The following is a 15,743-nucleotide window of genomic DNA, read 5'->3' on the forward strand; positions in this document are numbered from 1 at the left end:
CCAGTGCCAAGGAACGCATTTTACAAAGGAGCGAACGAACAAAATGGAACTTAAGAACATGACAGCTATCATTACCGGGGCTGGTAAAGGAATCGGCAAAGCCACAGCTATCGCCTTGGCGAAGGAGGGCGTTAGTCTGGGACTGATTGCCCGTACCGTAGCCGATCTGGAGCAGCTTCAAGCGACATTGTCCTCCGAATACGGTGTAAAGGTCGTATGTGCTGTAGCGGACGTATCTGACCGCACACAGGCAGAAGCAGCAATCGCCTCTCTGGAGACAGAGCTCGGTGCTGTGGATATTCTGATTAATAATGCGGGAACGGCTTCCTTCGGCAAAGTCATAGACATGGACCCTGAAGAGTGGGAGCGCATCGTACATGTGAATCTCATGGGAACCTACTACATTACCAGAGCTGCCCTGCCGAGCATGATCGCTCAAAACAGCGGTGCTATCATCAATGTAGCCTCTACTGCTGGGGAGCGCGGTTTTGCGACAGGCTCTGCCTATAATGCCTCCAAGTTCGCGGTTATGGGCTTCACCGAGGCATTAATGCAGGAAGTTCGTAAGTCCAATATCCGCGTGACGGCTCTGACACCGAGTACCGTAAATACGGAGCTTGCCGTAAATGCAGGACTTGGGATCGGCGATGAGGATCGCATGATGCAGCCAGAGGATGTCGCTGAACTGATTGTATCCGTACTTAAGCTACCGAAGCGTGTATTCATCAAGACTGCAGGCATCTGGACAACGAATCCGCAATAAGCCCTTGTATCGTTTTCCGAATTGACATTAATACTTTAATTGAATACGTGTGATTTCTGCAAAGCTGCTTCCTTTCGGGAGCAGCTTTTTTGTTTTGCACTGGCAAAATACTGAGTTAGTGCTCCGCTAGTTAACAACTTTTAGTGGATTTTACACACAGCCTTAATAAGCACATTCCTATTGACAACAAAACGTTCTCTACCTATAATTTTCTCCATTATACTAAATAGTTTATTTTTATACTCTAAAGTACATTTGAGAAAGGAGATTATCTATCCATGAAGCGAGCCCTATGTATTGTGGCTATCAGTTGCAGTATGGTAATCAGTTCAGCGTGTACGTCTACAGGAGCCACGGATTCCAATATAAATGCTGACTTGATAACAGTCGGAACTTCTATCGTCCGATCTCAATCAGTCTCTGTCATCCGAACTTTCTCAGGAACACTGGAGGCCTACAAGGAGGCTGACATTGCTTTTGAACTATCCGGTCTGGTCCAGGAGACCTCCTTCGAGATTGGGGATACCGTCCTGCAGAATCAGGTATTAGCTAGACTGGACAGCTCCGCTTATCAGCTTCAGCTGGATAAGGCAAAAAAATCAATCATCGAAGCCCAAGCGGGCATAAAAAATGCAGCAGCAGAGATGGCGGCGGCAGACGCCTCCGTAGCCTCTGCCGAGGCTCAGATTGTGGCTGCCAGAGCAGCACTGAACAAGACCACCAAGGGAGCAAGGCAACAGGAGAAGGACCAGGCGCGCGCGAAGGTCTCTAGAGCAGAATCGGCCCTGGCCCAGAAGCAAGCGGATACGACCCGCATAAAATCCCTCTACGAGCAGGGAGCCGTCTCTAAGAACGAATATGAGCAAGCTCAACTTGGACTCACTAACGCTTTCAAGGACCTTGAGGATGCTCAACATGCTTTGTCTCTTTTGGAAGAGGGAGCTACCCAAGAGGATCTGGCTACAGCAGAATCTGGCGTTCAGCAGGCTCAAGCTGCCAAATTAGCTGCCTCGGCAACATTGCAGCGGGCTACAGCAGCACACGATCAAGCGGACACGCTCTATCAGCAAGCTATCATTGCGAGTAAGGAAGCCGAGCTGTCCCTATCCAAAACTGCGCTCACCTCGCCAATCTCTGGAGTGATTCTGGATAAGAACATGAATGTGGGTGAGATGGCACTCTCTGGACAGAGCATCTATCGGATCGGACAAATAGACCAATTGAAGTTGCTTCTGCCGATTCCCGATCAGGAAATCAAACAATGGAAAGCAGGAGACAAGGTGAGCCTGAGCCTGTACGACCAGAAGAGAACCGGAACGGTCCGTGTCATCCATCCAGCGACCAATTCCAATACAGGCACTGTAGATGTAGAGGTAACCCTCTCGAACTCTGATCATAGCTGGGCACCCGGACAGGTAGTTCAAGCAGCTCTGAGCAAGCAGCAGGCCGAGCAACTCCTCATCCCTGCCAAGGCTGTGCTCAGCAACGGCAACGAGACATATGTGTACCGCATTGAAGACCAACATTCCGTAAAAACGGTAGTGACAACGGGAGCTCTGGCTGGCAATCAGTTGGAGATTACCGAGGGCTTATCCGCTGGGGATGTTATTGTTACATCCGGGGCCGGCTCTGTGTATGACGGATTAGCTGTGCAGGCGGTGGAGGAGCAGTCACATGATTGAATATTTTATCCGCAAGCAGAAGCTGACCATCTTTATTTTTGTAATGGCTATCGTACTGGGTGCCTTCGAATTCTCTCAGTTTCCCAGACAAGAGATGCCTAACATTATCCAGAAAAATGCAGTCGTTATGACAATCTATCCCGGGGCTGATCCTGAAAAAGTAGAACGGGAAATCACTACCCCGCTGGAGCAAAAATTCAGAGAGGTCGAGCATATCAAGACACTGGAGTCCACCTCGGAGTATGGGATGTCCACCATTCGTATTGAGACCGAAGGCACGGCGGACGCCAAAGCCGTATGGGAAGAACTTCGGAACAAAATTAATGATGCAGAGTCCATTTTGCCCGGGGACGCCCAGAAGCCAATGATGAACGAAAACCTGAACAAAACACTCATCCACTCCTACGCAATCACCTCCAATTCTACCCAAGAGCTTCTCAAGCTACATGACCTGATGCAGAATTGGAAGGATCAGTTGAATACCGTTCCGGGGGTTGCCCAAATCCACATAGAGGGTCTTCCCGATCAGGAAGTCCAGATTCAGATTGATGCATCCAGGCTACAGCAGTATCAGATCACCTGGGAAGAAGTCATGCAGGCGATTCAAAATGAAAATGAACGCAGTCCGCTTGGAAATCTGGACTACAATGAAATGACCTATCAGCTGAAGGTGGATCAGTCCCGGAACACAGCAGATCTTCAGCAGATTATGATCAGACGAACTGCCGATGATGCCCCCGTATATCTGAAGGATATCAGTACTGTTCTGCTTACCCATAGTCAGTCTGACTATTTGGCTTACTATAATGGGGAGCCTGCAGTGATCTTGACCATCATGGGAGACACAGGTGGAGATGTGGAGGACATCTTTGCAGCTGTAGATCAGGAAATGCTTCTCCTCAAGGACACGCTGCCTTCGGACTATACACTGCAGACATTGTACTCCCAGACAGAGCGCGTAGCGGATATCTTCCATCACCTATCACGTGAAATGATGTTTGCCATAGCATCCGTGATTATTGTGTGTACGCTGGGATTGAATCTGATTACTTCTGCATTTGTAGCACTGGCTATCCCAATTTCTATTGCTATTGGTCTGATCATTTTGCCAATAGTGGGGGTTACGCTGAATCAGGTAACGGTGATTGGCTTGATCATCGTGATGGGTATTCTAGTGGATGATGCAGTAGTAGTTAATGACAACATTGAGCGGAGAATGCACGCATTGGGCGAATCCCCGGAAGACGCTGCGCTGCGCGGAACCAAAGAAGTGGCTATATCCATTTTAACCGCCACTCTGGCTACGGTCGCTTCGTTTGGCCCGCTGCTTTTTTTGACGGGGGATGCCGGCTCATTTGCCCGACCGCTTCCTTACTCGGTTATTTTCACGCTGCTGGCTTCCATGCTGATGTCGCTGACCATCATTCCAATTTTCAGAAAATGGTATGGGGAAAAGCGCTACGCGCAGCACAAGCACAAGTCTCCGACTTCTGCTGGACTGCTAGGTACTCAGATTGATAAACTTCGTGACTTCTATTCCGGCAAGATGATCCCAAAAGTGTTGAAGCGGCCTGCCTTCTATGCGACAGGTGGGCTACTCGTCAGCACTCTGTTGTATGGTTTACTCCTTGTTGTACCACTGGATCTTTTTCCGACAACTGATGATCCTCATATCAGCATAAATGTGCTTACCCCTGCGGGTACCTCGATCAATGAGACAAGGGAAATCACCGCTGATATCGCAAGCTGGGTACAGCAGCAGCCGCATATTCGGACAGTGACCTACGCAGCTGGCGGCAGTGCGCCTATGTTGTTTCAGGATATGACTGCTGACGACCGCACCGGACCTACAGTTGGGCAGGTGGCTGTGGTTGGGATAGCCGGAAAATTGGATACCCAGCAAGCTCTCTCGGAATGGTCTGCCGCCTTAAAAGAGCGATATCCCGGTCAATCCATCACACTCAAGATCCCTAAAATGGGACTGCCGCTAGGTAAGCCTGTCTCCATTCGTATCTCGGGAAATGATTTCTCTCAGCTACAAGTGCTGGCCGACTCCGTGAAGCAGCAGATTATGGATACGCGAGGGACAGAGAATGTTCATAGGCGGACTGAAAATGAAAGCTATACTCTGGAATTTAGAGTAGACAAGAAAGCGATGGACCAGCACAAGGTCAGTTACCGGAGCCTAAGCAATACGCTATTATTGATGGGCAATGGGCTACAATTCAGCGAATTCGATACAGGCAATGATTTGATACGGATGAATATGAGACTGGGGCGACTCAATGACCAGCCAGAACAGCTCTTTTCGCAATTGCAGGTGACCAATGCATCAGGCCTGCAAATTCCGTTGACTCAGCTGGTGGACATGAAGCCGTCTTTTGAAACTCAGCAAATTAATCACTATAATTTAAAACGTACCTTAACCATAGATGCCGAAGTACGTGGTCGGACAACCAACGAGGTCATGAGGGAAATCACAAGCCAGCTGCAGCAAGCCTCCTTTCCGACAGGATTCACCTGGGCAATTGGAGGTGAGGTGGAAGGCCAAAATGATATATTAGTTGAATTGGGGCAGCTCTATATCGTCGTCATCCTGCTCATCTTCATGCTGATTTTCCTGCAGTTCTATTCCTTCTCTGCACCTGCTATCATCCTGACCACCGTGTATATGGCCGCGGCAGGCGGCGTCCTTGGCCTGTTCATTCTGAATATGCCCATCAGCTTCATGGGGATTCTAGGCATGACTGCACTTGCAGGCATTGTTGTACGTAATGGCATTGTATTGCTCGAATTCATCGAGGATGCTCGTCGTGAAGGAGCGGAGCTGGAAGAGGCCGTGATCGAAGCCACGTATGCCCGCTTCCGTCCAATTCTGCTGACATCGGTGACGGCGATTGTGGGAATGATTCCTATTGCGGCCATCGGGGAACTGCTATTCAGGCCGCTGGCCTATACGATCATCTTTGGACTAATGTATTCCACCCTGCTCACCATGTTCGTCGTACCAGCATTGTACCTCATGAACGCCAGATCGCAGCGGAGACGAAGGACCAGAACAAAGGTGGAACCAGCTATGCTCAAAGCTGCTGAACAAAACCTGAACTGAAACGAGGAACCATGAAAAAAATAACCAGTGAAGATATTATCCAGGCCTCCCTTTCGCTATTCTCCGAGAAAGGCTACGAGGCCACCTCCGTAGATGAGATTGCACGTCGAAGTGGTATGGTCAAGGCGTCCTTTTACAAGTATTTCAAAAGTAAAGAAGAGCTGCTGCAAAGCACGATTGCTTTTGTGCAAGAGGATATGGAAAAGCAACTGGAGCTCATCTATCTCGATTCCAGACTATCTACTCGCGAGAAGCTAACTCAGTTCTATATCATTGTTCTTGAGCGCGTCTATCAAAGCAAGATGCATCTGCTTATTTTCTCAGTACCACTGCTGGGCTCCACCGATCAGAGCATTGCGCAGAGGGTGGAAGCTCTTGAAAATAGCTTGTCCGAGCGATTACTGCACTTAATGACCAATCTGTATGGTGAGGAAGGCTACCACTACTATTATGACATTATTTTTGTCATCAAAAGTATGCTCATCAGCTATGTGAGAATGAGCAGCCTGGAGTTCAGCACGGCTGAGCATCAGATGCTGGCTGATTTTGTAATGAGTATTACAGATATGCTGGTGCAAGGAATGAACGATCCGAATAACGATCACGCCATCATGTGGAAGCCCTCCAGAAGTGAAGATATGGTCGGGGGAAAACCATGGAATCGTTGGCAGCAGATCACTTCAATAATTGCAAATATGCACGACTTTTTACAAAAGGACCCTATACCAAATGTAGACCCAAGTGAGTATCAACACATTCTTGAGCTCCTTCAAGCCGAGCTATCTGAGACATTACACGAGACTGCACACGTCAAGGCACTTCTGCTCTTTTTGGAACAGATTGCTGAGCTGCGAGTGCCTTGTAATCAGCTAAAGTCTGTACTACGGGCATAATCCCCATTTTCCAGCACGAGTACCCTTGGTCACTCACGACCATATGAGAAGGCTTAAAGCTTTGAACACGACAAATAAGGTCGCCCCCAGCAGCGCATATTAATGCCTGTCTGAAGGGCGACCTTTGGGTTAAATTATGTACAGCAAGGTATGGCCTCGCCTCGGCATGCGAACGCCAACTCCTCTGCTTTGTTCATAATCTCCTCAAAACATTAATGGAACGGACAGCCGCCTCCGGTCTTCCTACTATGCTGCTGATGCATCACTTCTGAGTCTCTCGCTGCACCCGCACCTTGATCCAACTTGGAAGCAGCTTTTTCGCAATGCTCAGTTGGATAGAGCCTGTCCTGTGCGAAGAAATTCGGCCGTACCAGCTTGTTATCATAGGAGGAATGGAAGATGTGTGTCGCTGCCGGAGACATTGGCGGTATCAGCCAGGTCCAGTTCCCTGTCAGCTCTCTTCCGGCTTTCTGCTCACGCTCCTCAAATAGCTTGAATTGAGCCGCTGCCGTATGGTGATCTACGATGCTTACCCCATCTCGCTTGTACGAATAGAGTACAGCTGCATTCAGCTCCACCAATGCACGGTCCTTCCAGAGCGTCGTATCACTTCCCGTATCCAGCCCCATAGCATGGGCCACTGCAGGTAGCTTGTCATAACGGAATGTGTCTGCGAAGTTGCGAGCACCAATCTCCGTGCCCATGTACCAACCATTAAAGGGAGCCGCAGTGTATTCAATCCCTCCGATCTCCAGCATCATATCAGCGATAATCGGCACGGCATACCAACGAAGCCTCAGCTCGTTAATGGCTGTAATATCGGGATGCTCAATAGCTACCTCCTGCACTAGTCCATCCGGGATTGGATGAAGCGTCGGATCCTGATCGCCTATCTGTACTACGAGCGGTAGGATGTCATAGTCGGTCTTCTTCCCTTGCCAGCCTTGCTGCTGGCACCAGGCTGTTAGCTCCAGAGAGAGCGGATCGCCGATAATCCCGTGGTCCGTATGGTAACCGGCATACCGGATCAACTGGTGATTCCAGATGCGGATCGTCGGCAGAGCAGGCTGTGCGCTGCGAAATACGGTCAAGGTCGGAATGATCCGGCCTCCATTCGTAGCAAGCTCAATATGCTCCAGCAGGGACCCTGCAATGGCGTTGCTATCAGTCAAATGGCGCTCATCACGCACACGGAGCTTGTCCCAGAACAAGCGTCCAATGCAACGGTTGCTATTGCGCCAAGCCATACGAGCACCATGCTCCAACTCCTCATAGCTATGCTCGTAGGTGCCGCGGTCATGAATATTCTGCCGAATCACCTGTAGACGTTGCTCAGCCTCCTCCGGGCTACGCCCCAGTTCCTGATAGGCTGTATGTATGAATTGCTCTGCTTCTTGTATAAGCTCGGAATGCTCTATCTGCGACATCCTGCTCCTCCATCCTGCGGTATAACCGCACCGTTCATGTACTTTTCTCCCATACTTCACGCTATACTATGACTCTTGCTACCTTCTGTACGGTATGACGCTACTGTATGGCATTTTGAGTAGATTCCAGAATATTGAATGTGCTTGTGTTCATATTATACGCTCTTATACAACAACCCATCAGGGCATTGCCTATTTGTTCACTGCATCTCCACACCTTTTCCAGCAACAAGCAATCTGACGATCCGTTCCATTTTATCTAGTCATTCAATTGGATCTATTCCATACTTCGACGCTCTGTTCATGCCATTCCATGCACCATCCATTCGATGCACCTTCCATCCCCATTCTATTCCGCGCTCTATTCAGTCCATACTCCATGGATTCTATACGCTTTGTTTTCCATGCTCTACTCCTACACTGCATTCCGGGCGAACCTGTGGTAAGGTGTAGAGTAAGCGCTGACAAATTTTCTCATTATTCCTTTCCGTACTCCATTCCGTGCAAGCACATTTCCAATGAAATGAGGGATATCGTATGATTCAAGCCACCCATAATGATGAACGCTACGAACTGCTTAGCCCCACCCTGCTGCCGAGAGCTTCGGGCTTTCTGTGGAACGAGAGCATGATGGTGCATGTCAACTGCCGCGGATATATCGTGGCTCAATTCATGCAGCCAGAGCCTGCGAAGTATTCCCATGCGCCGAATCTGGAGGCCAAGACCTTCATGCAGCCGGAGCAGCCTTATTATGCACACCACCCCGGACGATTCGTGTATGTGAAGGACGAGGAAGATGGAACTGTCTTCTCTGCTCCATACGAGCCCGTCCGCGCTGAGCTTGAGCAGTATTCCTTCTCGGTAGGAAAGCATGATATACATTGGCAAGTGCTCCATAACGGGCTTGAGATCGGTATGACGCTAACCTTGCCCAAAAATGATCCGCATGAGCTATGGAAGATCACGGTGAGGAATGTGTCCGGGGCACACCGCAGGGTGAGCCTGTATCCCTATTTTACAATCGGCTATATGTCGTGGATGAATCAGTCTGGCGAGTATCGGCCTGACCTACAAGCTATTGTGGCCTCCTCCATCACCCCTTACCAGAAATACAAGGATTACGATAAGATTAAGCATTTGAAGGATAAAACGTTTCTGCTGGCAGAGCGCGAGCCTACAGCCTGGGAAGCCAATCAGGAGGAATTCGAGGGAGAAGGCGGCATTATGCATCCCTCTGCCCTGCATGCGGATACTCTCGCTGGCGGCGAAGCCCGCTACGAGACCCCTGCAGCCGTGCTGCAATACAAGCTCGACCTGAAGGCAGGCGAGGAGCAGGAATTTCGGCTGGTGTTCGGTCCGGCACAGCATGAGAGCGAGATCGCAGATATACGCCGCAGGTATTTCTCGCCTACTGAGCCTACTGAGCCTGCTAAGCATACTGATCTGAAGGATTATGCGCATACCTCCACCGCTACCTCGGGATCATTAGAGCGCTCATTCGAGAGCAAGGATACCTATTCTGATGTAGAGAATACAGGGGATAGAGAACATACAGAGACGATGAGGCATGCAGCAAACGAGAACTCGTTGAGCACGCCAGCTCAGGACGGCTTCACTGCTGCTGCACAGGAGTATGCCGCATATATCAGCGCAGGCAAGGGACCGCTGGAGATTCATACACCCGACGCGGATCTGGACAATTTCGTCAATCATTGGCTACCGCGCCAGATGTATTATCACGGGGCAACCAATCGCCTGACGACCGACCCGCAGACACGGAATTACCTTCAGGATCATATGGGGATGAGCTATATCATGCCTGAGGTAGCCAGAAATGCATTCATAACGGCTCTCGCTCAGCAAGAGTCCAGCGGCGCGATGCCAGACGGGATTATCCTGCACCCGGATGCGGAGCTGAAATACATTAATCAGGTCCCTCATACGGACCATTGTGTATGGCTGCCCATCTGCCTCAGTACGTATCTGGATGAGACGAACGATTATGCACTGCTGGCCGAAATCCTGCCCTTTGCCGACAGCAGTGAACCTGCAACTGTATTCGAGCATATGAACCGAGCCATGCAATGGCTGGCACAGGACCGGGACGAACGCGGCTTGAATTACATCCGGCAGGGTGACTGGTGCGACCCAATGAATATGGTCGGCTATAAGGGCAAGGGCGTATCCGGCTGGCTCACCATTGCTACTGCATATGCCTTCAATGTATGGGCCGACATCTGCGAGGCAGGTGGGCATGCGGAACATGCAGCACAGCACCGGCTGGCCGCGAAGGAGACGAATGCGATCGTTAACCAGTATCTGTGGGATGGCGATTGGTACGCGCGCGGCATTACGGACGATAATGTCGTGTTCGGAGTCCACACCGATAAGGAAGGACGTATCTTCATTAATCCACAGGGCTGGGCATTGCTAAGTGGCGCTGCGGATGCTTCTCAGCAACAGAAGCTGATCCGTGCTGTGGAGGAACAGTTGGAGTCACCCTATGGGGTGGAAAAGCTCGCTCCCTCTTTCACAGCTATGCGTGAGGATGTGGGACGCGTAACCCAGAAGCATCCAGGCAGTGCGGAGAACGGAGCTGTGTACAATCATGCTGCTGCCTTCTATATCTATGGTCTCTATGAGGCTGGTGAGCAGGAGCACGCCTACCGGCTCCTGCGGAAGATGCTGCCTGGACCCGATCGCGAGGACATCCTCCAGCGCGGCCAGCTTCCCGTCTTCATTCCGAATTATTATCGCGGAGCCTATCGCCAATTTCCGAAGACAGCTGGCCGCTCCAGTCATCTCTTCAATACAGGGACGGCACCGTGGGTATATCGCTGTCTCGTAGATGGACTATTCGGCGTTCAGGGTACTGCCCAAGGGCTACGTATCCAGCCTCAGCTCCCTTCAGCATGGCAGCAGGCGGCAATCAAACGCAGCTTCCGTGGTGCCCTGCTCGACATCCAGATCACGCGAGCAGCCGGGGTATCTGCTACAGAAGTATATGTTGAAGGCAGATTGATCCCTGACGGTGTGTTAAAGGATCTGGACTCGGGGGCACTGTATCAGGTGCAGGTGAAGCTCCCTGTCGTCTGAGGACAGAATTAAGGCTGAGTGTCACAAAGTAAGCCAAAATGTATATTAGCTGATGCTTAAACGGATGTCAGTCACAGTATGCGTACTGATGAAGTCCCCCTTGCGGCTACAAACATTCAGTACTAGCACCAGTACACTATCATCTCACTGCCATACTTGCTTACTTTCACTCAAGCATTTATTTACTCTTAATTATTCGTTCCAAGCTACTCTGTAGCTACTCACTACCAAAAAGCCAGGTGACTCCTTCGCGGGAGTTCCCTGGCTTTCCTTATTAAACAATCATTTTGAATAAACATTTCTGAATAACCATTGCTAAACAACCATTACTGAACAATCAACGTTGTACAATCAACGGCACAACCTTGCCTTCATTCACATCAATCAGTCCATAATCCGTAATCTTCAGGGCTGGGCTGACCGGAAGCGAATGGGTACTCAGAGACATAATCGGGTTGTAATGTCGATAGCCCAGCTGAAGCATCGCTGCACGCAGCTCTTCCACCTGCACAGCGACCTCCTCCAGCGGTTCCTCGGTCAGAATACCGCCTACCGGAAGCTTCAGATGTGACTTGATCTGTCCGGCATCCACCACGCAGAATCCGCCTTGACTCTCAATGACGGTATTCGCCGCGAGGATCATATCCGGCACACTATGTCCAATGACCAGCAGATTATGGTTATCGTGAGAGTAGGTTGTAGCAATCGCTCCTCGTTGAATGGTATCCCCGCCAATGAGACCATAAGCACGGTTCCCATTCTTGCCATACCGCTCGAAGGTAGCGATCAGAGCATGACCACTGCCCTCCCACTTCACCTGTCCATCCTTCACTGGAACATTGACGATAGCCTCCTCCGTGAACGTCGAGCCATCCTTCACCATCATCATCCGGCAGCTGTGCTCACCCTCTGCCTCACTGGTATGAATGCAGAAGTCCGCTTCTGACAGCTTCTCCAGCTTCACGCTCCGGTAGAAATGCTCGGGGAATGCTCCGATATGACGCTCCTGCCGATACTCCTCCGTATGATCATAGACCTTGTTGCCGTCCTTGTAGACCTGTGCAATCGCAAAAGACTCCAGATCCGACAGCAGTACAAAATCCGCTACCTTGCCTGGCGAGATACTGCCACGATCATGCATCCGCATCCGTGATGCCGGGGTGAACGTAGCTGCATAGATCGCGTGCTCGGGCTTCATTCCCATGCCAATCGCCTTGCGTACAATGTGATCCAGATGCCCATGCTCGATGAAGGAGTCCGGCATTACATCATCCGTCACGAAGCAGAAATGCTGATGCACATCCTCACGAATGAGGTAGTCCATCACTTCAGCGGTCATCGACTTCTCCTGAATCTCGATGAACATGCCCGCGGCGATGCGGGCTGTCATACCCTCGATGCTCTGATGCGTATGATCCGAGCCAATACCCGCGCTGATGAGCTGGTGTAGATCCAGATCCAACAGCTTCGGCGTATGGCCTTCGATGATGAGATCGGGGTGATGCGTCCGTACATACTCCAGAATCCGATTCGTCTTGCTCTCAGGAGCCCGGATGACATCTACGTAATTCATGATCTCTCCGAGGCAGATCATCTCGCCCGTCTGCAAGAGCGCCTCAATCTCAGGGATATCAATCTCGCCCCCTGTTGTCTCCAGGCCCGTAGCCGGGACGGAGCTGGGGATTGAGTAGAACATATCTGCGGTACATGACTTGCTGACAGCCATCATCTCTTCGATGCCTTCAAGTCCGAACACGTTCGCCATCTCATGCGGTTCGGGGACAATGCTTGTCACTCCGCTACGTATCAGTCCATGAGAGAACGAGGCTGGTGTCACCATGGAGCTCTCAATATGCAGATGAATGTCAATGAGCCCAGGAACCATGTATTTTCCACTACCGTCTATGATCTCAGCCGTCTGGAATGTCTCTTGTCCTCGATTGCCAATATAGATGAAACGGCCATCCAGTACAGCGACATTTCCTTCCTCGAATCGTCTGAAGTAACTGTTGTACACCTTCACTTGCTTAATTAGCTTGTCCGCTCGCATTTCACGCATATCCGGATTCTCCTTCATTGCACCAATACCATTTTGTCTTGCGGCACATATAGACGTACCTGCTGTCCGCTCTGATATGGAGTGTCCATTTCCTGATTGGCGGTGAAGCTACCGTGAGCCGTCTCAATGACATATTGATAGCTGCGCCCCAGGTACGTACTGACCTTGACAATTCCGGCTAGCTCATTATCTCCCAGTTCGCCTGCAGCATCACGAATGACGAGGTCATCTGGACGGATAGCACCTTTGCGTGCACCTATCGTAGCAGTACCTGGATTGCGTGTGAGCCGGAACGTGCCGTCACCCGCAGTCAGACGCAAATGCTCTCCTTCCGCCACGGCAGGTCCGTCAAATTCCAGAAAGTTATTGAAGCCGATAAAACGAGCCACGAATTCAGTCGCTGGATATTTGAAGATGGCCGGAGGCGCATCAAGCTGCTCGATATTACCCTTATTCATAATGGCGACCTGATCGGAGATCGAGAAGCATTCCTCCTGATCGTGAGATACGTACACGGTCGTAATCCCTAACTCCTGCTGGATTCGGCGAATCTCCACGCGCATGTTCACACGCAGGTTCGCATCCAGATTGCTCAGCGGCTCGTCAAACAGAAGTAGATCCGGTTCAATGACTAGTGCGCGGGCAATCGCTACACGCTGCCGCTGTCCACCAGACAGCTCGGCAGGGAAGCGCTTCTCGAAGCCAGTAAGGCTTACTGTGTCCAGCATGGACATTACACGACGCTTCACTTCGTCCTCCTTGACCTTGCGTAGTCGAAGTCCGAACGCAACATTGTCGAAGATCGACAAATGCGGGAACAGGGCGTAGCTCTGGAATACGAATCCGAAATTCCGCTTGTTCACCGGAACACGGGTATAGTCCTTCCCACCGAAGAGGAATTGACCCTGCTTCGCCTCCAGAAAGCCTGCGATCAGACGCAGTGTTGTCGTCTTGCCACAGCCGCTTGGTCCGAGCAAGGACAAGAGCTGACCCTTTTCCAGCTTGAGATCAAAATCCTTAAGTATCAGCTGATTCTCGTATGCAACGGATACATGATCCAATGTCAGCAATGCCATGTGGCTGCACCTCCATTACCTTTTAGTGAAATATGATAATCCCATCATTCGCTCGATCACGAACATCAGCACACCCGTCAACACCATCAGTAGCACAGACAATGCGGCAATGGTCGGGTCAAAATAGTTCTCTACATAGGTCAACATCTGAATCGGCAGTGTACTGAAGCCTGGACCCGTCATGAATACAGAGATGTCTACATTGTTGAAGGATTCCAGGAAAGCAATCAACACCGCCGCAATAATCCCTGAGCGGATATTAGGCAGCACAACCTTCACGAAGGTCTCGAAGCGGCCCGCCCCCAGACTCAGCGCCGCCTCCTCAATAGCAAAATCGAAGTTGGACAGGCTGGAGGCGATGACCCGAATAATGAACGGCAGCATAATGACCGTATGACCGATCAGGAGTCCGGCATAGATCGGCAGCTGATATACGACAATCAGGTATTTCAGCAGTGTGAAGCCCAGCACGATTCCCGGAATCAGTACAGGCGAGAGAAATATGGCGTTAAGCAGTGCTTTGCCCCGAAAGGAGAAGCGACTCAGCGCATAAGCCGCTGGTACGCCCAGCAGCAGCGCCAGCACATTGCCGCACAACGATACGATCATGGAGGTCTTGAAGGTCTTCATGAACATGCTAACCTCGAATATGTTCTCATACCACCGCAAGGAGAAGCCCTCTGGCGGGAACTTCAGCACTGTGCCTGGCTCAAAGGATGTGGCCGAAATAATCAGAAGCGGGCCCAGCAGGAACACGAAGACCAGCAGACTGAACAAGCCAAGTCCATATTGTTTGTCCTTCATAATCCACCTACCCCTTCGGATTCAGTCTGGCGGCTCCCTTATTCACCAAGCCGATAACCAGAAATGTAATAACGATCATAATGGTCGCGATGACCGAAGCCAGATACCAATCGTTCAGCGTCATGGCATTCTGATACAGGAATGTAGCGATGACACGCTGCTTGCCTCCCAGCAAGGCCGGCGTAGTATATGCAGTCAGGCTACCTACGAAGACGAGAATGCCGCCGATGATGAGCCCCGGCACAGCGAGCGGGAAGACAATTTTGCGGAAGGCCGCAATACGCGATGCTCCCAGACTCTGTGCGGCCCGGATCAGATCATGATCAATATTCTCCAGCACACCGACCAATGAGATGATCATCAGCGGCAGGAATAAGTGCACCAGACCGATGACCATAGCAGCCGGGGTGTATAGAATCTCCAGCGGCTTATCCACGATTCCAAGGCTGATCAACGTATTATTCAGCAGCCCCTTGCGGCCCAAAATCACCATCCAGCTGAAGGAGCGTACTACGGGGCTCGTAAGCAGCGGGAAGATCGCCAAGGCCAATAGGATACCCTTGCGCCGGGGTGCCTTTTGCGAGATATAGTAAGCTGTGGGGAAGCCCATTACAATGCAAATCAGGGTCGTAATGACACTGACCTGCAGCGTAGTCAGCAATATTTTCAGAAAGTAAGGGTCCTTGAAGAAATGAAGATAGCCCTCAAGTGAGAACGAGCTGTCCCGGACAAAGGTCGAGCCGATCGTCAGTACGATCGGAATAATCATAAATACCATCAAAAAGAGCAGTCCCGGAAGCAGCAGCCAGTACAAGTACGTTTTCTTCATGACTA

General features: G+C 50.7%; 10 protein-coding genes. 5 read left to right on the forward strand and 5 right to left on the reverse strand.

Translation table 11 applies throughout. The features are described from left to right. The first annotated feature begins 43 nt into the window (after window positions 1-43). The 4 genes from MKX74_RS26020 to MKX74_RS26035 all read left to right on the forward strand — a co-directional run bounded on the left by MKX74_RS26020 (window position 44) and on the right by MKX74_RS26035 (window position 6,447). Window positions 44-763 (forward strand): 3-ketoacyl-ACP reductase, encoded by a 720-nt coding sequence (locus MKX74_RS26020; protein ID WP_018884033.1) that lies wholly within the window; start codon window positions 44-46, stop codon window positions 761-763. Between the two features lie 278 nt (window positions 764-1,041). After that, complete coding sequence (locus tag MKX74_RS26025; RefSeq protein WP_341180242.1) at window positions 1,042-2,445, forward strand: efflux RND transporter periplasmic adaptor subunit; 1,404 nt, start codon at window positions 1,042-1,044, stop codon at window positions 2,443-2,445. Next, window positions 2,438-5,554, forward strand: a complete 3,117-nt coding sequence (locus MKX74_RS26030) for an efflux RND transporter permease subunit (protein WP_341180243.1) — start codon at window positions 2,438-2,440, stop codon at window positions 5,552-5,554. Before MKX74_RS26025 ends, MKX74_RS26030 begins: the two co-directional genes overlap by 8 nt. Before the next feature lie 11 nt (window positions 5,555-5,565). Beyond that, on the forward strand, window positions 5,566-6,447 hold the full coding sequence (locus MKX74_RS26035; RefSeq protein ID WP_341180244.1) for a TetR/AcrR family transcriptional regulator: 882 nt from the start codon (window positions 5,566-5,568) through the stop codon (window positions 6,445-6,447). Between the two features lie 212 nt (window positions 6,448-6,659). Here MKX74_RS26035 and MKX74_RS26040 read toward each other — a convergent pair whose 3' ends face one another. After that, the gene (locus tag MKX74_RS26040; protein WP_341180245.1) at window positions 6,660-7,874 is read right to left on the reverse strand and encodes a nitric oxide synthase oxygenase; all 1,215 of its coding nucleotides are present in this window, start codon (window positions 7,872-7,874) and stop codon (window positions 6,660-6,662) included. Between the two features lie 537 nt (window positions 7,875-8,411). Between MKX74_RS26040 and MKX74_RS26045 the strand changes: the two genes are divergently transcribed. Beyond that, window positions 8,412-10,970, forward strand: coding sequence for a GH36-type glycosyl hydrolase domain-containing protein (locus MKX74_RS26045; RefSeq protein WP_341180246.1), 2,559 nt, complete (start codon window positions 8,412-8,414; stop codon window positions 10,968-10,970). A gap of 337 nt (window positions 10,971-11,307) precedes the next feature. On the opposite strand, the gene MKX74_RS26050 is transcribed toward MKX74_RS26045, so the two are convergent. From MKX74_RS26050 to MKX74_RS26065, 4 genes are read right to left on the reverse strand one after another with little or no spacing between them, the layout of a single operon-like run. Next, complete coding sequence (locus MKX74_RS26050; protein ID WP_341180665.1) at window positions 11,308-13,020, reverse strand: adenine deaminase; 1,713 nt, start codon at window positions 13,018-13,020, stop codon at window positions 11,308-11,310. Between the two features lie 23 nt (window positions 13,021-13,043). Further along, the gene (locus MKX74_RS26055) at window positions 13,044-14,105 is read right to left on the reverse strand and encodes an ABC transporter ATP-binding protein (protein ID WP_341180247.1); all 1,062 of its coding nucleotides are present in this window, start codon (window positions 14,103-14,105) and stop codon (window positions 13,044-13,046) included. Between the two features lie 15 nt (window positions 14,106-14,120). Continuing rightward, entirely contained in the window at window positions 14,121-14,909 is a 789-nt protein-coding gene (locus tag MKX74_RS26060; protein WP_018884026.1) for an ABC transporter permease, read from the reverse strand. Between the two features lie 7 nt (window positions 14,910-14,916). Then, the gene (locus tag MKX74_RS26065; protein WP_028589829.1) at window positions 14,917-15,738 is read right to left on the reverse strand and encodes an ABC transporter permease; all 822 of its coding nucleotides are present in this window, start codon (window positions 15,736-15,738) and stop codon (window positions 14,917-14,919) included. Window positions 15,739-15,743: the final 5 nt, after the last annotated feature.

This window comes from Paenibacillus sp. FSL K6-1230 (genome assembly GCF_038002385.1).
GTDB classification, from domain to species: domain Bacteria; phylum Bacillota; class Bacilli; order Paenibacillales; family Paenibacillaceae; genus Paenibacillus; species Paenibacillus massiliensis.